Source organism: Arthrobacter sp. StoSoilB20 (assembly GCF_019977295.1).
Classification (GTDB): domain Bacteria; phylum Actinomycetota; class Actinomycetes; order Actinomycetales; family Micrococcaceae; genus Arthrobacter; species Arthrobacter nicotinovorans_A.
In genome coordinates this window covers 3,692,222-3,712,709 of the sequence record NZ_AP024651.1, presented here as the reverse complement: position 1 = coordinate 3,712,709, position 20,488 = coordinate 3,692,222, and the positions used below count along the sequence as shown (strand labels likewise).

The following is a 20,488-nucleotide window of genomic DNA, read 5'->3' as shown; positions in this document are numbered from 1 at the left end:
TGACTTCCGGGGTGCCCCCACTGCTTATATTGCGAGCACGTTTTTGTGCCGTACCCGGATATATGGAGGTTCAGATGGTCCTTCTTCAACAGCACAGTGTGCACATAGGCAAGAGAGGGAGTCTTCAAGCACGCCGACATTCAGACTCATTGCGCCGCTCGAGCGTGGACCTTGAGGTAGTCATTCCTGCCTACAACGAGGCCGCGAGGATCCCGGACACCCTGAAACAGACCGTCGATTTCCTGGCCGGACAGCCGTGGTCGTCGCGGATCGTCGTGGTGGACAACGGCAGCGTTGATGAAACCGCCGCAGTGGTCCGCCGGATCTCCCAGGAAGAGGGAGACGCCGTACCCATTTCCGTGGTGGGGTGCTCCCGTAAGGGGAAGGGCGCCGCAGTCCGCCGCGGCTTACTCAGCGGAACGTCCAGGTTCACTGGCTTTTTCGACGCCGACCTCGCCACACCCTTGGAAACCCTCACCGAGACCATGGCGCACCTCTCCGATGGCGCAGCAGCGGTGATCGCTTCCCGCCACGCACCCGGCTCAACCCTGGTCCGGCCCCAACACCTTGGACGCCGGGTGGGAGGCACTGCCTTCCGCGCGCTGACCAAATCAAAGGTCAAGGGCATCCGGGATACCCAGTGCGGATTCAAGTTCTTTGAACGGGATGCCCTCACCGCAGCGATGGTGCAGTGCCGCAGTACCGGGTTCGCCTTCGACGTTGAGCTTCTGCTGCGCCTGCAGGACAACAACGCCAGCATTGTCGAACTTCCCGTGGCATGGACTGATGGGGCAGCATCAACGTTCCGCCCCTTCCAGGATGGGGTAGCCAGTTTTGCCTCGGTGATCCAACTTCAGCGGGCAACCCCATGACGTCCGGCCTCACCGCGTTGAATTCTCCCGACCTCCTCGCAGGAAAGCACGTGCTGGTCCTCAACTGGCGCGATGTCCAGCACTCGCAGGCCGGGGGCGCTGAGCAGTACATCCATGAGATTTCCAGGAGGTGGGTGCAGAACGGCGTCCAGGTCACCTGGTTTACAGGTCGCGACGACGGCCAGGCGCCGGAGGACGTCATCGATGGCATCCGTATCCTGCGGGGAGGCGGAGCCCTGTCCATCTATGGACACGCCGCGCTCCGCCTTCTGCGGAGCGGCGGCCAATTTGATGCCGTGGTGGATTGCCAGAACGGGATACCGTTCTTTTCGCCGTTGTTCCTTCCCCGGGAACTGCCGATCATCCAGGTGATACACCATGTCCACCAGGAGCAATTCCGCACCAGGTTCTCACCGCCCCTGGCTGCCGTTGGCCGGTTCCTGGAAAGCCCGGGAGCCAAAGCAGTGTACGGGCAGCGGTCCATCGTTGCGGTCTCGCCCTCCACCCGTCTGGAACTGCGGAAGCTCGGGTTTTCAGGTCCTGTCCATGTGGTGCCCAACGGCACCATCGACATTCCGGATGCCGTTGCCGATCGAGCGCCGGAACCGACCGTCGCCGTCGTCAGCCGCTTGGTGCCGCACAAAAGGCTGGACCTGCTGGTGGGCCAGTTCGCTGTGGCGGCGCGCAGCATTCAGAACCTGAGGATGGACATTGTGGGGGACGGTCCCGAGCGTGCCAGGCTGCAGCAGTTGGTGATGGACCTTGGCCTGGACCACGCAGTAACCTTCCACGGCTACCAGCCCAATGACGTCCGGGACAGATTGTTGAGCCGGGCCTGGCTGACGGCCTCCACCTCGGCCTCGGAAGGCTGGGGCTGCTCGGTGATCGAGGCCGCTGCGTGGGGAGTTCCCTGCCTTGCCCTGCGGGTTCCCGGGATACGGGATTCGGTAGTGGACGGCAGGACCGGCTGGCTGGTGGACACCCCCAAGGAATTCGGAGTGGCGCTGGTTGAGGCGCTGGTGGCCATGAGTGAGCCCGACGCGGCGCTGGACGTTTCGGTGGATTGCCGGGAATGGGCGCGCTGTTTCACCTGGGACCGTAGCACCAGACTGCTCACTGGAGCCCTGTTGGAAGAGGAAAAGATCCGGCGTGATGGCGGGGACCCTCGTTCATGCCACTCGGACCTGTCCACCCTGGTGCGCTTCGAGCAACCCGAGGGTGTCGATCTTCAGTCCATCCTCCACAGGACGGACGAAGTTGCTGTCACCGAGGACGGACACCTCGCTGTCCTGATGAAGGGACGGGACGAGTTCGAGGCCTTCGCGGCCATGCAAAGAATTGGCGTGACGTCTGCAGAAGCCCGTTCCGCCGGACGCACTGCTTTGCTGGCCGGTCCCGGGAGCGCCTTCACTCCCGCCGACGCCTTTGACGGCCAGTAACGGGCGTACATCCATGGATCCATCCCAGAAAACAATGACTCTTGATGTACAGGAAAGGCCCAGGGCAAACCGCAGGGCGTCGGACAAAGACCCGGGAATTGCCGCGAACAGCGGCTTCCTTGCCGTGTCTGCAGGGGTTGTGGGCGTCATGAGTTACGCCTGCACCCTGCTCATGGCCACCAAGCTGGACACCGCGGACTACACCATGTTCGCCGCAGCGGCCATGATCCTGGGGGTTGTGGGAATCGTGGCCAATGCCTTGGTCCCGCTTCCTTTGTCCCACGTTGTTGCCGTTCACCCGGCAGGCTCCGAGGAACGCCGTAATGGCGTTGCGTTCTCGGTCTTCGTTTCCTGCCTGGCGGGACTTGCCGCGGCAGCGATCTCAGGCAGCGTGACGCTCGCGCTCGCGGACCCCGGCCTGGCCGCAGTGGTGGCGCTTGCAGCCTTTGTCATCTTCATGGCGAATGCACCCGCGGGGTGGTTGCAGGGTGAACTCCGTTTCAGTTGGTACGCAATCTCCACCGTTGGTGAGGTTCTCCTCAGACTCATCTTCAGCGTCGTGGTGATCGCCATGGCCTGGGGCGCGGGGGGAGCGGTCTTGGGCTTCGTCGTGGGATGCCTTGCGCCCCTGGTGGTGCCGTGGTCCTTCTACCGGGACCTGCGGTGGCGTCCGCGGGTTCTGCTGGAGAAGTGGAGATGGGCCGAAACCAGTGACATCGCCTCCGTTCTCGGCGTCGTCTCTGTGTTGGTGGGCGTCGACGTCGTGGTGGTCGGCTTCCTGGCCGGCGGCTCGGCCGATGCCGCGGGCTTCCAGGCGCTTGCGACCATCGCCAAAGGGCCGGTCTATGTGGCAGCCGGAACCGCATTGGTGGCCTTCCCGTTGCTGCGCACGCCCGGCGCCAAAGCAGGTGAGGTCCTGGGTGCAGCCTTTGCCTCATTCGGGCAACTTGCCGTGGTGGCCTTCGCCATCATCGCTACAGCCCCGCCGTTGATGGCCGGATTCATTGTTCCCCAGAAGTACCACGGCTCCTTGGGGCTCCTGCCCTGGTTGGCTGCTTCCGGCCTGGGGTACGCGGTCCTCATGGTTCTGTCCACGGTCCTGCTTGCTTTGCGGGCCTATCGCCGATGCCAGATTGGCTTGGCCTGCGCGTGTGTGTTGGTGGTGGGTGGCCTGTGGGTTGGCTGGCAAGTCAATGCAGTCACCGGCATGGCTGTGGGCTCCGCAGTGGGAGCCGTCATGGCCGGTGGTGTGCTGGCTCTCCTGGCACGCCCGGTCCTCATTGCGGCTCACCCCGGCCGGGGCGCCGGCCCGTTCCTGCTTCTGGCCGGCGCCTTGATAGTGGCGCTCGCTGTGACCGCCCAGATCCAGCCCTTGGTGTGGCTGGCCCTGGCCACTGTCAGCGGCCTCATGGTTCTCGCCCATCAACGGGGGCTGCTGCCGCACAGAAACGACTTCAAAATTTCACGACGACGCCGGGCCGGCACATCCGGCCAAACCATCGGCCGCCGGGTCAAGCCTCAAGCACCTTCAACGAGCCTCTGGGCCAGTTGGGTCGCACGGGCGCTTTCGGGCAACCTGACCGCATTCATTGTGGTTGTTGCCGCCGCCTTCGGTGTCCGCGCGCTTGGCCTTGAGCGGGGCTTCGAACTGTGGGTGGACGAGATGCTGTATGTCCGGCTCGGTGAATCCGTCAGCGCCGGAGAATTCCCAACCTTGCCTGATGGGCCGTTCTTCCTCCACCCACCGGGGTACTTCCTGCTGGAGGCCGGGGTCATCAAGGTTTTCGGAATTACCGGCGAGATCATCGAGGTGACGCTCCAACTGCGCTGGCTCAACGGCATGATGGGTGCCCTGACCGTTGGCCTTGGTTTCCTGCTGGTGCGCAAGCTGTCCACTCCCACCGCCGCGTGGCTCGCTGCCGTGCTCTTAGCCTTCGAACCATTCATCCTGAGGAACAACAGCCATGCGTTCCTGGAGACCTCGGCCATGGTGCCGGGGCTGGCAGGATTGCTGCTTCTGGTGGACCATCGGCAGCCAAAGAGCAAAATGCGTTCGTTTCTGCGGCTGGCAACGGCCGGACTACTTCTTGGCTACTCCATCCTGTGCAAGGACTTCTTCTTCATCAGCACCGTAGCCCCCGTACTTGCGGCCATCGTGTGGAAGAAAACACTCCAGTGGCGAAAGGGACTCGTTGTTGCCGGCTTGGGCTTCGTGCCCTATGTGATCTACCTGATTGTCGTGGCCGGCCACGGTCACTTTCCCAGTTGGGTGTGGGCCAAGAGCAACGGGCTGCTGCGCATGTCAGGTGTAGAGAAGAGCACAGGCTTCACCTCCGAGGGCTCACCGAGCCTGGTCTCGCGGCTCATTGAGCAGAGCGGACACTTCGCTACCAGTTACATCCTGCTGGGCTTGTGCCCAGTGGTGGGCTTGCTGCTGTGTTTCAGCCATCATGCCGGGCGGCGACTCATTGGGCTGGGAGGCCTGGCACTGGGCGCCGCCGGTGCTTACAGCGCCGTCTTCGGGACGTTTGAGGAACAGTACGGGTACGGCGTCATGGTGTTCGGAGTAATTTGTTCGGTCCTGGCGGTGGTGGAACTCCGGGAGAGGTACCCCAAGGGCCGCAATGCACTTGCCATCGTCAGCGTGATCTATGTGGTGTTGACCGTAGTTTTGGGACTCCGGACCGCGCTGACAGTGGACAACGGCTTTGTCAGGGCCAACGACTGGGTGCGGGCCAACCTGCCTGCCGATGCACGGATCAGTGTCACCAACAGCACCGGGCACTTCGCGTACATGCATGATCCCCGGTTCGGCATTTGGCCATCGGCGCCGCTGATGAAAGAGCAAGGGGTGAGCTACATCCTCACCCAATCCAAGCCCACCAGCCAGGGCTATGGTTACGCCAACCCCACCATGCTGGCCTGGTTGAAGGACCATGCAACTCCCATGGTCACCACACTTGGTCCCACCAACGGCGAGACCACCATTTGGTACGTGGATCCCGTTGCTTTGGAGGCAGCGGCTACGGCCAACGTTGGGGTGCCCTACAAGGACTACGGGACGGAACGGTAACAATGAAAGTTCTCCATTTGGGCTTTGAAGATCCACGCATGCCCGGGGCGGGCGGGGGTTCAGTAAGGACCCATGAGATCAACAGGCGGTTGGCTGCCCTTGGCTTCAGTGTGACGGTTTTGACCACACGGTATCCCGGTTGGCAGGAACGGGTGGAGGACGGCGTGCACTATGTACCCATCGGCTTCGGAAAGGGCGGCAACCGTTTGACCAGGTTGCTGGCGTACATTGCCTGGCTGCCTGTGGAAGTACGTAAGCGCCGGTCAACTGTTGAGTTGGTGGTGGAGGATTTCTTCGCTCCCTTTTCCACCATGGCCGCCCCCCTGTGGACCAAGCGACCCACGATCGGAGTTGTGCAGTGGCTTCATGCCAGGGATAAGGCACGGCAGTACAAACTCCCAATGCATTGGATTGAGCGGCTGGGTGTCCGGAAGCACCGACGCCTCATCTCGGTTTCGCAGGGAATCGGCGACCGCTTGAAGGCGCTCAACCCGGACCTTCATGTTGACGTGATCGGCAACGGTGTGGATCCCGCCGTCTGGAACAGCGAGCCCCTCGTGGGGAAGGATGTCCTCTTCATCGGGCGTCTGGAGTACGGGCACAAGGGCTTGGATCTGCTCTTGGAAGCCTGGGCGCACGCCTGCGGCAGGGTTGACGGGAACCTGCTGATCGCCGGCGCCGGTCCGGACGAGGATCGATTGCGCAAGGCCATCCGGGACGCCGGCCTTTCCGGGCGCGTGCAGATGCTCGGGTGGCTGTCCGGGGACAGGAAGTTCCAAGCGCTCAGCGAAGCCCGGCTTCTGGTGGTGCCTTCCCGGCACGAGACATTCGGCTTGGTGGCCATTGACGCCCTAGCAGCGGGCACTCCGGTTATTGCCTTCGATATCCCATGCCTGAGGGAGATCATTCTGCCGGGCACAGGATGGGTGGTTGAGGCCTTCGACGCCCAGGCGCTGGGAGACGAGATCGCCCGCCGGTACCCGCAGGCAGATCTGGCGGACGTTGCTGCGCAAGGACGGACGTTCGCCGCCGGTTACAACTGGGATGCGCTCGCTGACATGCAGGCACACGCTTATAAAACGGCAGTCAAGGAATTAAAGAAACCTCCAACCCGGCGGTCGAAAGCCCGTCACCCTGAAAGGGCTTGAATGCACGTGCAATCCAGAGTTGAACGTTCCATGGCAGGGGATGCGCCTTGGCTGTTCCTCTCACCCCACTTGGACGACGCAGTGCTGTCCTGCGGCGCTCTCATGGAAGCCGAAGCACAGGGACGCGAGATCATCGTCGCTACTCTTTTCACAGAGTCAGGGCCGGCACCGCACACGCGGGCCACCCGGTCCTTTCTGCGCCAATGTGCCGTGCCCGACGCTGCGGAGCTCTACCAAGCCAGGCAGTCGGAAGACCGCGCCGTACTGGCTGGCATGGGAGTTCAATCCATTCATCTTGGCGAAGTGGATGCGCTGTTTCGACGCCGCCGCAAGCCACCGATGCTGGGGAGCAGTGCTTGGGACAGGCTTCTGCCGGAGCTCAACCACCGCTACGCCACCTACCGGTTCGACATCGCCTTGGGCAGGATCGCCAGGGGCGATCAGGCGCTCATCCGCCAACTCCGGGGCGATGTTGCCGGGCTCATGGCGCAAACGCAAGCCGAGCTGCTCTTCTGCCCCGCAGGAGTAGGAAGGCACGTGGACCATCTGATCACCCGCGAGGTAGGTAAGGGGCATCCGGACAACGTGGTGATGTACTCAGACTTTCCCTATGACCTGACGACAGCTCCGGACCAGCCGCATTTGTCGAAAATGGGGTTTGTTCCGTGGACCTGGGATACGGGACTGGACGCCAAACGTGGGCGGATCAGAGAGTACGCTACACAGTCCGACGCCCTTTTCCCTGGCGGGGAGATTCCACGGAAACCGGAAACCTACTTTGTGCCGGGGCCCACCCAGAATGCCGCATGACGACTCCGCGGACCCTATCCACAAGTCAACGCCCAGCGTTTTTCCGGTACGTGCGCCCAAATGTAGACTCCAGCCGACGACGCCGACGGTGCGTCCTGGCACCTGGGGGATCGCAGTGGGAATAGCCGAGAACGACTCGGGACAGTCGCTACGCCGCGCTTGGGCGAAGCTACGACGGCGGTGGTCAGCTTTGGTGGTTGCTGCCGCCGCCGCGTTGCTGACCTTGGGCGGGTTCTCTACTGCTCCGGCTGAGAACATGCCGCCGGCAACCCCCGGCCAGGCACCTTCTGCATCAGCAACATCCACGGCCACGAATGCGGCGGCAGCATGCACGAAGAGCGGTGCGACGGGCAGCAGTGCGACCACGGCCTACAACGTCTCCACCACCGTAAACGATGCAACGGACGACACAAGCGCCATACAGAACCGCATCAACGCCGCAGGGGCAGCCGGGGGCGGTGTCGTCAAACTCGTAGCCGGAACCTACATCATCAACGGCAAACTCCGGATGGCGAACAACGTCAAACTGCAGGGCGCAGGTCCCGGCACTGTTCTCAAGGCCGGCCCCAGGTTCCTGTCCACAAAGGGCCCGTCGGGTGGCTACCCCATCGTGACGACCAACAGCGCGACGAACACCACGATCACTGATCTCACGGCGGACCATTCAGGAAATACCCTCCCGGCCAGCGTCAACCTGAGGGGGCGCCTGGACGAGTATGTTGTTGATATCCGGGGCGGCTCCAACAACCTCGTGGACGGAGTGCACGTCCGAAACCCCTTCACTTACTCCATCGTCGCCGTCGGTACCACCAGGTTCTGCGTGAAGAACAGCTCCACCATCGTCGCGACAAGCGGCAAGTACAACCAGCTCGATGGCATCCATGTCCTGGACTCATCGTTCGGCGACGTCATCGGCAATACCATTGACCAGCGCATTGGAACCGACGGCGACGACGGCCTTGTGGCCCACACCATCAACGGAACAACCCACGACATCAACTACATCGGGAACAAAGTCCGGGGCGGACACCGGGGCAGCAGTATGCAACTTGCCGTCGGTAACCACTCCATCTACAACCTGAAAATCGCCGACAACGAGTTCTATGGGGCGCCGTACGGTATCCGCACCGGGTACTACGACGACGGGACCGGCGCGGTCAACGGCGTGACCCTGAGCGGTAACTACATCCACGACCTCGAAGTCGGTCACATATTCTTCGACGGCAGCTACGACGCCATCCACATCGGCGACTTTGACGGCCAGGGCCCGATCACGAACGTGGTTGCCACCAACAACAGGGCGTGTGCAGCAGGGAATGTCCACGTCGCACCCGGCCCCGGCAACATGACCCAGAACAACACCGTTCAGACAGGAACATGCTGAGTATGGCAAGAACCTACCGCCGCAGGAATGAAGGCTTGGAATGCCTGCGTTGATGGTCAGTACGCCGGTTGTTGGCCCGGCACCGACGGGCGGAACTTATCCACAGGTCAATGCAGCAGGTTTTCCCCAGAATGCGTGTCAAACATAGACTCCTGCCAACGGCGCGGACCGAGCGACCTGGCACATAGGGGATTGCAGTGGAAACTGTTGACATTGGTTTGGGACCGTCCATACGCCGCACCTGGGCGAAACCACGACGGCGGCGGTCCGTTTTTGCAGTTGCTGCCGCAGCCGTGTCACTCGCACTGACCGGGGTTCCTGCGACACCCGCCACGGCGACGGCATCAGCTGCGGCCACAGCCACCAATGAGGCGGCGGTATGCACGAAGAGCGGCGCGACGGGCAGCAGCGCAACCACGGCCTACAACGTCTCCACCACCGTCAACGACACCGGGGACGATACGAGCGCCATACAGAGCCGCATCAACGCAGCAGGGGCAGCTGGCGGCGGGGTAGTGAAACTCGTAGCGGGAATCTACATCATCAACGGCAAACTCCGGATGGCGAACAACGTCAAACTTCAGGGCGCAGGTCCCGGCACGGTTCTCAAAGCGGGACCCAACTTCCTGTCCACAAAGGGACCGTCAGGTGGCTATCCCATCGTCACCACCAACAGCGCGACGAACACCACGATCACGAACCTCACAGCGGACCATTCAGGAAATACCCTCCCAGTGAGCATCAACATGGGCGAACGCCTGGACGAGTATGTCGTTGATATCCGGGGCGGCTTCAACAACCTCGTGGACGGAGTGCACGTCAGGAACCCCTTCACTTACTCGATTGTCGCGGTGGCGACCACCAGGTTCTGCGTGAAGAACAGCACCACCATCGTCGCGACGAGCGGTAAGTACGACCAGCTCGACGGCATCCATGTCCTGGACTCATCGTTCGGCGACGTCATCAGCAACACCATCGATCAGCGCGTTGGAACCGACGGCGACGACGGCCTTGTGGCCCACACCATCAACGGAACCACCCACGACATTAATTACATTGGGAACAAAGTCCGGGGCGGACACCGGGGTAACAGTATGCAACTTGCCGTTGGCAACCACTCCATCTACAACGTGAAAATCGCCGACAACGAGTTCTATGGGGCGCCGTACGGTATCCGCACCGGGTACTACGACGAAGGTACCGGCGCGGTCAACGGGGTGAGCTTGACTGGTAACTACATCCACGACCTGAAAGCCGGTCACGCGTTCCCCGACGGCAGCTACGACGCTATCCACATCGGCGACTTTGACGGCCACGGCCCGATCACGAACGTCGTAGCCACGAACAACAGGGCGTGTGCAGCCGGGAATATTTACATCGCACCCGGAACCGGCAACATCAACCAGAACAACACCATACAGACAGGAACATGCTGACTATTGACGAGGACCACGCCATAAGGCCATCGTCACCCAGCTACCATCCCTGTCCGTTCATTCCGCGAGGGCATCGGCCAGAGTCACCCGGTTTCGGCCGGAGGCCTTCGCCGCGTAGAGGGCAAGATCGGCTTCACGCAGGAGTTGCTCGCTGCCCGCCCGGTGCCCGTCCGTGAAGGCCGAGACTCCGGCGCTGATGGTCAGGACACCGTCTGGATCCCCGGAATGCTCGATCCTCAGGGCATGGACGGTGGACCGGACACGTTCCATGACGGCCGCGGCGGTTGCCGGGGACTGGTCGTAGAGGACCAGGAGGAACTCCTCGCCACCAAAGCGGTAGACGGCGTCGGCTTTCCGGACTTCGCGGGCAAGGGTTGTTGCGATCGCCACCAGCGCGGCATCACCGGCCTGGTGCCCGTAGATGTCGTTGTAGCTCTTGAAGTTGTCCACGTCCACCATCGCAAGGCAGTAATCGTGATCGTCGAGGCTGTGCAGGAGGCCCAGGTCCTCCGTGAGTTTCAGGCGGTTGCGCAGCTTGGTGAGGGGGTCCGTGCGCGCTTGCTCGGTCAGTGCCGATCGGTAGCGGGCAAGGTCTGCGTGCAAGGAAGTGATCCGCTGGGCAGCCAGGAGCCTGATGTGAAGGCTGAACGGGTCCAAGGGCTTGGTGACGTAGTCGTCCGCACCGGCCTCCATGCCTGCCAGCACATCCTTCCGGGAACCGTGTGAGGTCACCAGGATGAGGTACGTGTAGCCGTCCGCCTCGGATGCACGGATGGCGCGGCAGAGGTCCAGGCCGTTGAGGCCGGGCATCATGAGGTCCGTAACTACGGCTTCGGGGCCGTGCTCCTGGTACAGCTGCCAGGCCGAGTCGCCATCCTCCGCCACGATGCACTCATGGCCGGACTGCTCGACGGCGGCCTTGGTGATCATCCGGGAGATCTGGTCGTCGTCGGCGATCAGGACTTTCATGAAGCTCCTTGGAGAGTGCGTTCGAGGGCAACGTCCACCTGCTCGAGTTCTGACTGCAACCGCGTCAGCACCGGTATGCCGAGCGATGCCAGGTCCGGCACTGCCTCGCGGCCCAGCCGTTCCAGATCCTTGCAGAGTGCTGCGGCGCCGGCGGCTCCGATGTTGGAGGCTGCGCCGGCGAGTTTGTGGGCGGCCGCTTCGACGGCGGACGCTTGCCCGGCGCCCAGTGCGGTACGCAGGGCTTCCATGGTGGTTTGGGAGTCCTGTCGAAAGGCCCGGACTGCCTCGGGCAAGAGGCCCAGACCGTCGGCGGGACCGAGCTCGCGGAGGATCTGCAGTCTGTCGGCGTCAAGGACCACGGCGTCAAGAACAGCGGCGCCAGCAAGGACGTCACCGTCAACACCAACGCCGTCAACGCCAACGTTCGACGCCGATGCTGCCGCCGGCACCTGCGCGACGCCCACCGCAGCTCCGGGCGCAAAGCCGCCCACCGCCGTCGACGTTTGCTCTTGTTCCGGAACCCAGCGCGTCAGCACGGCAGCGAGCTTGGCGAGGTCCACGGGCTTGCTGATGTAGTCGTCCATGCCCGCGGCGAAGCAGCGCTCGCGGTCCTCGTTCAAGGCTCCAGCGGTCATGGCGATGATGGGAATCCGGGCCGCGTGACCGTTCCTGGCCCGGATGGCCCGGGTGGCATCAAATCCGTCCATGACCGGCATGTGGCAGTCCATGAGCACGGCTGCGTACTTTCCGGAGAGGGCTGCGGTCACTGCTTTGGCGCCGTCGTCCACGATCTCAACGTCGTAGCCCAGCCTGTTCGCCATGCCGCGGGCCACCAACTGGTTGACCTCGTTGTCCTCTGCCACCAGGAGTTTGCCCAGGCGCGGGACCGGCTCTGTCAACGCAACTGCCTCCACTTGCACCGGCTGTGCAGGGGAACCCGGAATCCGGGTGGCCATCAGGCGCAGGAGCCGGTTGTAGAACTCTGAGCTTCGCACGGGTTTGGTGAGGTATTCGCGGATCCCTGCGCTGAGGAGGTCGCCCCTTTCCACTTGCATGGTGGAGGTCAGCAGGATGATTCCCGGCGACCCGGCGCCGTCGTTTTCGTCCTTGATTTGGCGTGCCAGTTCCAAGCCGTCGGTGTCGGGCATGCACATGTCCACCACGGCAATGTCATAAGGGTGGTGTGTTAACACGGCTGTGCGGTACTCGTCCATGGCGGAGGCGGCATCGGCAACGGCTACCGGCTCCATGCCCCAACTGGCGAGCTGCTTTTCCAGCACCAAACGGTTGGTGGCGTTGTCGTCCACCACCAGGACCCTGCGGCCGGCCAGTGTGGCGGGCAAGGTTCCTGTGTCCGTTGGCGCCGGACCGATGGGAAGTTCAAGGACAAACCAGAATTTGCTGCCCGAGCCCGGTGCGCTTTCCAGACCGATCCTGCCACCCATGACCTCGGTGAGCCGCCGGGAGATCGCCAGCCCCAGCCCGGTGCCTCCGTAGCGGCGGGTGGTGGAGGCATCTGCCTGGGCGAACGATTCGAAGAGCCGGTGATGGTCCGCGGCGCTGATTCCAATGCCCGTGTCCCGGACTTCGAACCTCAGGGACGCGTTGTCCGAATCGCGGCTGACCACGGAGATCTGGATTTCGACCTCGCCGGCGGGGGTGAATTTGACGGCATTGGAGGACAGGTTCAGGAGGATCTGCCGGATACGGCCGGCATCGCCCATCAGGCGTTCCGGGACATCAGGGTGGCAGTAGGAGATGAGTTCCAGGTTCTTTCCCTGGGCTGCCTCTGCAACCAACCCGGCCACCTCGTCCACCAGGGCCCGGGGATCGAAGGCGTTGACGTCCAGATCCACTTTCCCGGCCTCCAGTTTGGAGAAGTCCAGGATGTCGTTGATCAGCGTCAGCAGGACTTCGCCGGCGCCCTTGACTCCTTGGGCGTACTGCCGCTGACCCTCGCTGAGGGGCGTGTCCATCATGAGGGAGGTCAGCCCGATGACGGCGTTGAGGGGAGTCCGGATCTCATGGCTCATGGTGGCCAGGAACTCGGACTTGAGCCTGCTGGCTTCCAAGGCTGCTTCACGTGCCGCCAGCAGTTCAACTTCGGCAGCCCGGCGTTCGGTAATGTCGCGGGAGATGGTGGCGACGCCGCGGATTCCGTTCTCGCTGCGGACGGGGGACAGGGTCACCGAGACGGGGATGGTGGCACCGTCACCACGCTTCCGCTCGGTTTCGTAGTTCTGCACTTCGCCGCTCCGGGCAGTGGATTCCAAGGCTTGGCGTTCTTTTTCCAGCAGGTTGGCCGGAACAAAGAAGTCACCCTTCCTGCCGATTGCTTCCGACGCCGGATATCCGTAGATGCGTTCGGCTCCGGGGTTCCAACTGGTGATGACGCCCTCCGGTGTTTCGCCAATGATGGCGTCGCCGGAGGAGTTGACGATCGCCCCGAGTCCTTCCAGCTGGGCAGTACGTTCTGCCACTTTCGATTCGAGATCGCGGGTCAGCGTCACATTTTCGACGACGATCAGCACCTGTCGCACAATCACGAAGACCACTACCACCAGCCCGGTGACCAGCAGGATGGGGTCCTCGCCAATGGGACGCGTGCGGGAGAAGAACACCGCACTGAAGACGGGCACGTAGGGGAGCAGCTCAAGTGCTGCGGCGTAGGCCCGCCCGTCCTTCCGCGTGCTGTCCGCTTCGGGGAGCAGGGGGCTGAGCCCTACCAGCAGGAAGGCCAGCACCCAGCCCAAGGCCAAGGGGGAACCTGTAACCCCGGTGATGCCCTGGAGGGTGAGGCTCATATATGTCAGGTCGGTGATGGCCAGGATCCAGAAACCGAGGGCCATGCTCAGCCACGGCAGCCGGCGTCCGCGGGCCGCTCGCATGGTCAGGACGATGACCACGGAGACCATGAGGACGTCCGCGATGGGGTACGCCATCTGGGTTATTCGGGAGAAGGCATCCTGGTCCGTGGCTGACGCCAATGGCCCCAGAACGGAACTCCAGGCGATGAAGAAGGTGGAGCTGGCCACCACCCCGGCATCCAGGATGGTGCGGCGAAGGGGCAAGCGCAGCCCCTGGCCCCTCAAGAGGAGGACCAGGCCAATGGAGGTGGGCAGGGCGTACCAAACAAAGCCGATATCCGCGAACGACGGGAAGGGATACTGGTGGTCCAGGGCGATGCCGTTGATGGTCCACACACTTTGCCCGGCGCTCCAGGCGGCCAGACCGGCCACGATGAACCAGCGGCCAGCGGAGTTGTCCTTCCGGCGACGGGCCGCGAGCGTGTGGGTGGTCAGCGCGGCGAGTGCAGCGAGAAGGATCGCCAGGTCACCGGCGAGTTGCGCCGTCGTCGTTCCTGATCCGCTTGCCAATCCGACGGCCAGCAACACCAGGCACAGCATTACGGGCACCAGGAAAAGTAGCCATCCGTGCCGTGCTGTCGAGCGCATCGGAAGAACCCCGTGCTTCACTCCTGCCACTGAACCCCTGCCTTAGAAAGTGGCCCCACCAAAAGCGAACAACGCGTCTTGCCTGCGCTGAGGAGAGCATACGCCGAAAACGCCCGCGGAGAGCAGGACAGGCCGGAGGAAACCCTGGGGGCAGGGGCAGGACCTATAGTTGATGGCTGCAGGCACGCGCGATCCGGAGGAGGTTGGTGGTGGTTTACCCGAAGATCGCCCATCGGTGGATCCAGGCCTCGTTCGGCGTATATCTGGTGGCGTTGGCCTTGGTGGTTTTCCTCCCGGCGCGTGAAGCCAGCACCGTGACGGGGTTCGTGGGGGTCATCGCCGGTTGGCTTTCGCTGCTGGGCCTGCCACTCGAAACCGCTGCAGTGGGCGTGGAGTTTGCTGCCAACATTGTCCTGTTCATCCCGTTCGGAGCGTTTGTGCGCCTTCTTGGGCCCAGGCTGTGGACCTGGTGGACAACGGGGCTGCTCGCCGTCGGGTCATCGGCGTTGATCGAAACGGTGCAGCTGGTGATTCCGGGCCGGGTGACGGCGATCTCGGATGTCGTGGCGAACACCGCCGGGGCCTTGGTGGGCCTCTGGTTGATGAAAAGACTTGCCGCCTAGAGGTGTTTGCGCAGGATTTCCGCGACCTCGTTGCTGTGGCCGGCGATGCGTCGGGCGACGTCGCGGTGCACAGCTTCGGTGGCGTTGATGGGATCGGGAATGTCGTCCTCGTCCCGCAAGCCGGCCGTTGACCGGACCGCTGCAGCACGGCTGACTAAGCCGGCCAGGGGTGTGTTTGTCGCTGCGCCGGTCACTGACGCCCAGCTGGCGGCGGCAGGAGCTGCCGTGCCTTCGCCCGCCGGGAGGTTCGCTGCCGAGCGGGCGAACTCGGCCATGGTGAACGCGCGCTGCGCGGCGCCGGGATATTTCTTCACCAGCTCGTCCCGCTGCTTTCGGGTCATGGTCAGCACCAGGGCGGCGGCGTCAACCATTTCGGCAGAGATCTGCCGGCCCACAGAGCCCTCCGGGTTGCCGCCGTACTCCCTGGACAGGGCGGCGGGAAAGGGCTCCATGGGTGCCCCAACGGCCGCATGCAGGCCGGCGCTGACTACCTCGAAGGTGGTCACTCCGAGGTCCTGGAGCCGCGTACGGATCAGTTGCCCGGCCAGCGGTGACCGGCAAATGTTGCCGGTGCAGACGGTCAGAATGGACGACGGCGGCTGGGCACCTTGGCCGGTCACGCTCACAGGGCGTTGGTACTTTCGCGGCGGCGGCCACGACGCTGGTCGGTGAGTTGGACCTGCTCCGTGGCAGCCACTGGAGTGGACTCAGCTGCTGGAACGTGATTGGCCTTTGCAGCTTCCTCGCCGGTGTCCTTGCGGTTGTAGTACGTGTAGTACTGGTACCCGTAGTCCTCGCCCTTGGAGGATTTGCGCGAAACGCCGTTGATGATCAGACCCAAGGGCCTGCCCTTGACTCGTTCGAGGTTCTGCAGTGCACGCTTGAGTTGGTCGTAGGTGGTTTTGCCTGCGCGGCTGACCACCAGGGCTCCGTCCGTGCGGGCAGTAAGGATTGCTGCGTCCGTCACCGGCAACAGCGGCGGGGCGTCCACCAGGACGATCGCGTGTTTGGCGATGTCTTCCAGCAGCGTCCGCATGACGTTGGAACCCAGAAGTTCGCTGGGGTTCGGGGGTACTGAGCCGGCACCGAGCACAAAGAGATCGCCACTTTCGCCCCATGGCTGCAGGACGTCGTTGAGCGTGGCCCTGCCGATGAGGACATCGGTGAGGCCTACGTTGGTCAACAGTCCGAAGGTCTTGGCAACGGTGGGGCGTCTGAGGTCGCCGTCCACCACAACGACGCGCTGGCCGGAGGCTGCGATGGTTTGGGCCAGGTTGGCCACTACCGTGGTTTTTCCTTCACCCGGAAGTGCGGAAGTGACAACGATGATTCGGGGCGGCTCGTCAACGTCCATGAACTGGAGGTTGGTCCGGAGCTCGCGGATGGCTTCGGCTACGGCGTAGTCCTGGTGGTTTTTGTTCTCAAGATCGTTGCCACCGCGGGACATCACGAGGCGGTTGACGCCGTCGAAGTTGTTGTGGAACGGGACGGTTCCAATAACGGCGACGCCGGTTTCGGCTTCCAGCTGGACCGCGGAACGGACCCGGCGGTCAAAGATGTTCCTGAGCAGTGCGTACCCGATTGCCAGCAGCAAGCCGGCAACTACGCCAATCATCAACGCGAGCCTGGTGTTGGGGGAGGTCGGGGTAGTGGGAAGCTGTGCAGCATCCAGCGAGCGGAAGCTGACAATGGAGGTTTCGCTGCTGTTGCTGCCCTTTTCAAGCTCGGCAACCTGCTTTGCGACGCCCCTGACCCACGCCTCTGCGAGGTCGCGTGCACCTTCCGGGCTGCTGGCTTGCGCGGAGAATTTCAGGGTGGCGGTGTCCTGCGGATTCTGGGCGGAGATCCGGCTGATCAGCTGCTCAGGGGAGGTTCCTTGGAGCTTGAGGTCCTGGATAACGGTTTCTGCCACTGACCGTGATTTGGCGACGTCAAGGTAGGACTTTGCCCGGGATTTGGAGTAGCTCTCACCGGCCATGGCCGTTCCCAGATCCTTATTGACACCCACTGAAATGATGCCGCTGGCATCGGCGCTGAAGACCTTGGTTTGAGTCAAAGTCCAGCCGAAAGCGACTATTCCACCCAACACGGTAATGGCAATCACTGAAATCCAGTGCGCCCGCAGGACCTTCCAATAGTCCGTGAGCTCCATGAAATTGTCCCCCTGATGCAGTGTGGCGTCGACACGTCGACACAAAAAGAACGCAGTTCTTGCACTGCGTTGTAAGTATCGTAACGTGCTGACCTAAAGGGGATACCCACCTTACGGTGGGATGGGGGGTTTATGAAAAATGCAGGATACTGACTTTCTCCAAATGGGAGCGGTGTACTTCGCGCAGGATCAACAGGGTCTTCAGCGGCATGCAGAATGCGTGTTCGGCGAGTTGACTATCAGTTCGCTTTCCGGGGATTTCAACGCCCTCGATGTCGGTTTAGACGACACTGTGGACATTTATTTCGTAGCGTCCGGACTCATTCGGGACCCCCTTTCAGGGGCGCAGCTTCCCGCCAGCCAGTCGGTTGTTGTGGTCCCCGGCGGCAGGGGATTGCCGTCTCCGTTCATCGGCGAAGCGGACGCCAAACGAATCAGGATCCAGAGAAGTGCGGCGGAGACCTTCGTCCCGCACGCGCTGGACAGCGTCACCATCACCCCCGTCCGCTCACGGCTCGATGATGCTGCTGAGGCCTTTATCGGGGCAATTCTGAACCAACCCGCCCGGCACGGTTCAGCCATTGAGCTCTATGCCACGGAGCAGATCCTCCTGGAACTCACGGGCAGCCTCCTGCTCGATCATTGCGGTGTTTCCTGGAATTCCACGTCATTGACCTCAGTGCTCCGCGACCAGGCCATGGCGGTCATTGCCCAGCGCTGTGCTGATCGGGAGCTGAACCCCGAAGCTGTGGCCAAGGCCGTCCAGTCGTCGCTGCGGCGGGTCCAGGCCGCGTTCGCGGAAGTGGGAAATTCCATCGCTGCGGAGATCCGCAGGCAGCGCGGCAGGCTGGCGCGGACGCTGCTCACGGATGCGCGCTATGACGTTCTCAGCGTCCAGCAAATCGCCGAGCAGACCGGCTTCGGGACAACGGCTGCCCTGCGCAGGGCCTTGGATGAGCTGTATGGCTGCGGGCCGCGGGACCTCCGGGAACGCCGTGGGAGTGAGGCTGCAGCGTCCTGAGCGCCACGTACCGGTAACGGCAGAGGACGTTTCGCGCAGACCTTGAACCGTTCAGCGACAAAGTTCCCGCAAGGGGTGAATCTGTCGCTTTCAGCCAAAAAGGCGTGGGTAATGTCTATTCCTGATGGGGGAACTCGGCATGTGCTGGATTCCAACCGATGGTTTTCATTCCGAGTTGAAAGAAGAGCAATGAGCGACGAAGTTACCGTTTCCAAGCCGCACTCCCGCCGCGCAGTCGTCAAGGGCGCCGCCTGGTCCGTGCCCGTTATCGCCGCCGCCGTGGCTGCTCCGGCCGCTGTAGCGTCCGTGAACACGCTGAGCGTGGCCTTCTCGGCCTCCTCGACCAGCCTCCTCAGCCTCAACCTGCTTGACGGTGGCGGCACGCTCACCGCTCAGGCCTTGGTTACTGTCCCGACGACGGTCACCTACACCAATGGCCCTGGTGCAGTTTCCCAAACCGCCACAGTCACCGTAACCGTTGCGCGTCCCTTGGGCATCAACCTTCCTCTAGGACGTGCTCGCGGCTTCGGTGTCTACTCCTACGACGGAGTCGTGACAAGCGCCGGTCAGAGGACCACGACTTACCAGACCACTCCGATTATCGGTACGCCATACGGTTTCCCGATCACGACGTGGACCGGCACGCAAACCGTGACAATTGCCAGCGACGGCAGCCTGTCACTCCCGATTGTTTTCGGTCTTGCTGGCACCAGCGATCTCCTTGCCATCAGCGCTCTTGCCACGTTCCCCGTGACTATTTCCGTGAACCTCGGCACAAGAACTATTACGGGCAGCGGAAGCATTTCCGTACCTGTCGGGGCCGGTCTGCTCTAGTTCACACTCCGGTACATTTCATGCGAAAACGCGTGGGCCATTTGGCTTACGCGTTTTCGCATGTCCGGATTGTCTGAAATATGATCGTTCCGGGCCTGGTGCTTGAATTCTTCCAGTACGCCGGGCCGATGAATTTGGGGTGGATACATGCAGACCAGTGACATGCTGGTGAATGCCTTGGGTGGCTTGGTAAGGATCCGCCTTGATCTTGCCGGACATGCTTTTGATATGAATTTGGCCAAGCAACTTCAAGAGCCATGGAAGGATGCTGAGGTTGGACGCGAAGCCGTGATTCAGGGTACGGAGAATGACATATCGGAGTTGCTATGGCCCTTTCCTGATCAGGATGGATTTGCGGGCTCGGTGGCTGAGTTGTCGACCCACACAACCTTGGCTGCCATTGAAGCCCAACGGGGCACCCTTCTTATGTTGCATGCAGCCGGAATCGCGGATGATTCCGGACACGTCCTGGCCTTCATCGGTCCATCCGGCAGGGGCAAGACAACCTTGGCCCGAGAGCTCGGCGCGGTGTACGGCTATGTCACCGATGAAACTGTGGGAATAGACCTCGACGGCACAGTCCATCCGTACCGCAAGCCGTTATCGGTGATCCAGCCCGGCGAAATCTACAAGGCGCAGGTGGCACCTTCTGACCTGGAGCTCAAGGGGCTCCCGGCCAGGCCTCTGCAACTAGCTGGTTTGGTGCTTCTTTCGCGCGTTCAGGAAATAATCGCCAAAGCCGACGTAACAGACGTGGGTCTTTGTGAGGCGCTTGCCGCGCTGGTACCGGAGGCCAGCTATCTGGCTGATCTAGACAAACCGCTTCAAACCATCGCCAAGCATGTGGATCGGTGCGGAGCAATCCAGCGATTGACTTACACAGACGCAGTGCAGGTCCTTCCTGTCATTTCAAAGCTCATGCGGCGGTCGGTACCGGAGGCTTGGGTTGCGGTTCTTCCCTCTGACTCTTCCGGGGTCCGGAATCCCTTCGCGGCAGAACGCTTCGTACCGGCGCCGGTCATGGATGCGGTGGAAGCCGACGGCCAGACAGCCATCCTGGACGCTGACCGCGTGGTCCACGTCCTTGACGGTGTTGGCCCTTTGGTCTGGAGGCTGCTGTGCGAAGGCTTCGATTTCGAATCCCTTGCATCAGAGGTGGATCACAGGTTTGGATCGCCGCCGGAACAGTCGCTCAACCGAGCTGTCGTTGGAGTCTTTGATGCCCTGGTGGATGCTGGCCTGGTTGTCCGTGTTTCGGTGCCAGCTCCTTGA

15 protein-coding genes are annotated in these 20,488 nt (G+C 62.5%); 11 read left to right on the top strand and 4 right to left on the bottom strand.

Annotated elements, in window-relative coordinates:
* Positions 1 to 149: 149 nt before the first annotated feature.
* The 7 genes from LDN85_RS16860 to LDN85_RS16830 all read left to right on the top strand — a co-directional run bounded on the left by LDN85_RS16860 (position 150) and on the right by LDN85_RS16830 (position 10,162).
* On the top strand, positions 150 to 872 hold the full coding sequence (locus LDN85_RS16860; protein WP_035760889.1) for a glycosyltransferase: 723 nt from the start codon (positions 150 to 152) through the stop codon (positions 870 to 872).
* Positions 869 to 2,311, top strand: a complete 1,443-nt coding sequence (locus LDN85_RS16855) for a glycosyltransferase family 4 protein (RefSeq protein WP_223943604.1) — start codon at positions 869 to 871, stop codon at positions 2,309 to 2,311. The genes LDN85_RS16860 and LDN85_RS16855 overlap by 4 nt, the downstream gene beginning before the upstream one ends.
* Positions 2,312 to 2,345: 34 nt before the next feature.
* Complete coding sequence (locus LDN85_RS16850; protein WP_026541265.1) at positions 2,346 to 5,384, top strand: hypothetical protein; 3,039 nt, start codon at positions 2,346 to 2,348, stop codon at positions 5,382 to 5,384.
* Positions 5,385 to 5,386: 2 nt separating this feature from the next.
* The gene (locus LDN85_RS16845) at positions 5,387 to 6,532 is read left to right on the top strand and encodes a glycosyltransferase family 4 protein (protein ID WP_223943603.1); all 1,146 of its coding nucleotides are present in this window, start codon (positions 5,387 to 5,389) and stop codon (positions 6,530 to 6,532) included.
* Positions 6,533 to 6,562: 30 nt separating this feature from the next.
* Positions 6,563 to 7,342, top strand: a complete 780-nt coding sequence (locus LDN85_RS16840) for a PIG-L family deacetylase (protein ID WP_035760927.1) — start codon at positions 6,563 to 6,565, stop codon at positions 7,340 to 7,342.
* A 193-nt stretch (positions 7,343 to 7,535) separates the two neighbouring features.
* Positions 7,536 to 8,726 (top strand): glycosyl hydrolase family 28-related protein, encoded by a 1,191-nt coding sequence (locus LDN85_RS16835; RefSeq protein WP_026541262.1) that lies wholly within the window; start codon positions 7,536 to 7,538, stop codon positions 8,724 to 8,726.
* A 197-nt stretch (positions 8,727 to 8,923) separates the two neighbouring features.
* Entirely contained in the window at positions 8,924 to 10,162 is a 1,239-nt protein-coding gene (locus LDN85_RS16830; RefSeq protein ID WP_026541261.1) for a hypothetical protein, read from the top strand.
* A 57-nt stretch (positions 10,163 to 10,219) separates the two neighbouring features.
* Here LDN85_RS16830 and LDN85_RS16825 read toward each other — a convergent pair whose 3' ends face one another.
* Positions 10,220 to 11,131: a diguanylate cyclase gene (locus tag LDN85_RS16825; RefSeq protein WP_026541260.1), complete on the bottom strand. Its 912-nt coding sequence runs from the start codon at positions 11,129 to 11,131 to the stop codon at positions 10,220 to 10,222.
* Entirely contained in the window at positions 11,128 to 14,586 is a 3,459-nt protein-coding gene (locus LDN85_RS16820) for a response regulator (RefSeq protein WP_223943602.1), read from the bottom strand. Before LDN85_RS16820 ends, LDN85_RS16825 begins: the two co-directional genes overlap by 4 nt.
* Positions 14,587 to 14,795: 209 nt before the next feature.
* Here LDN85_RS16820 and LDN85_RS16815 point away from each other — a divergent pair, with 209 nt between their 5' ends.
* Positions 14,796 to 15,209, top strand: coding sequence for a VanZ family protein (locus LDN85_RS16815; protein ID WP_223943601.1), 414 nt, complete (start codon positions 14,796 to 14,798; stop codon positions 15,207 to 15,209).
* Here LDN85_RS16815 and LDN85_RS16810 read toward each other — a convergent pair.
* Together LDN85_RS16810 and LDN85_RS16805 are read right to left on the bottom strand one after the other, a co-directional pair.
* On the bottom strand, positions 15,206 to 15,835 hold the full coding sequence (locus LDN85_RS16810; RefSeq protein ID WP_223943600.1) for a low molecular weight phosphatase family protein: 630 nt from the start codon (positions 15,833 to 15,835) through the stop codon (positions 15,206 to 15,208). The two genes, LDN85_RS16815 and LDN85_RS16810, sit on opposite strands and share 4 nt — an antisense overlap.
* Positions 15,832 to 17,361 (bottom strand): polysaccharide biosynthesis tyrosine autokinase, encoded by a 1,530-nt coding sequence (locus LDN85_RS16805; RefSeq protein ID WP_051420711.1) that lies wholly within the window; start codon positions 17,359 to 17,361, stop codon positions 15,832 to 15,834. The genes LDN85_RS16810 and LDN85_RS16805 overlap by 4 nt, the downstream gene beginning before the upstream one ends.
* A 232-nt stretch (positions 17,362 to 17,593) precedes the next feature.
* On the opposite strand from LDN85_RS16805, the gene LDN85_RS16800 reads away from it, so the two are divergent.
* From LDN85_RS16800 to LDN85_RS16790, 3 genes are all read left to right on the top strand, one after another.
* Positions 17,594 to 18,382, top strand: a complete 789-nt coding sequence (locus LDN85_RS16800; protein ID WP_223943599.1) for a helix-turn-helix domain-containing protein — start codon at positions 17,594 to 17,596, stop codon at positions 18,380 to 18,382.
* 189 nt (positions 18,383 to 18,571) lie between these two features.
* Positions 18,572 to 19,216 (top strand): hypothetical protein, encoded by a 645-nt coding sequence (locus LDN85_RS16795; protein ID WP_223943598.1) that lies wholly within the window; start codon positions 18,572 to 18,574, stop codon positions 19,214 to 19,216.
* A 147-nt stretch (positions 19,217 to 19,363) separates the two neighbouring features.
* Positions 19,364 to 20,488, top strand: a complete 1,125-nt coding sequence (locus LDN85_RS16790) for a hypothetical protein (RefSeq protein ID WP_223943597.1) — start codon at positions 19,364 to 19,366, stop codon at positions 20,486 to 20,488.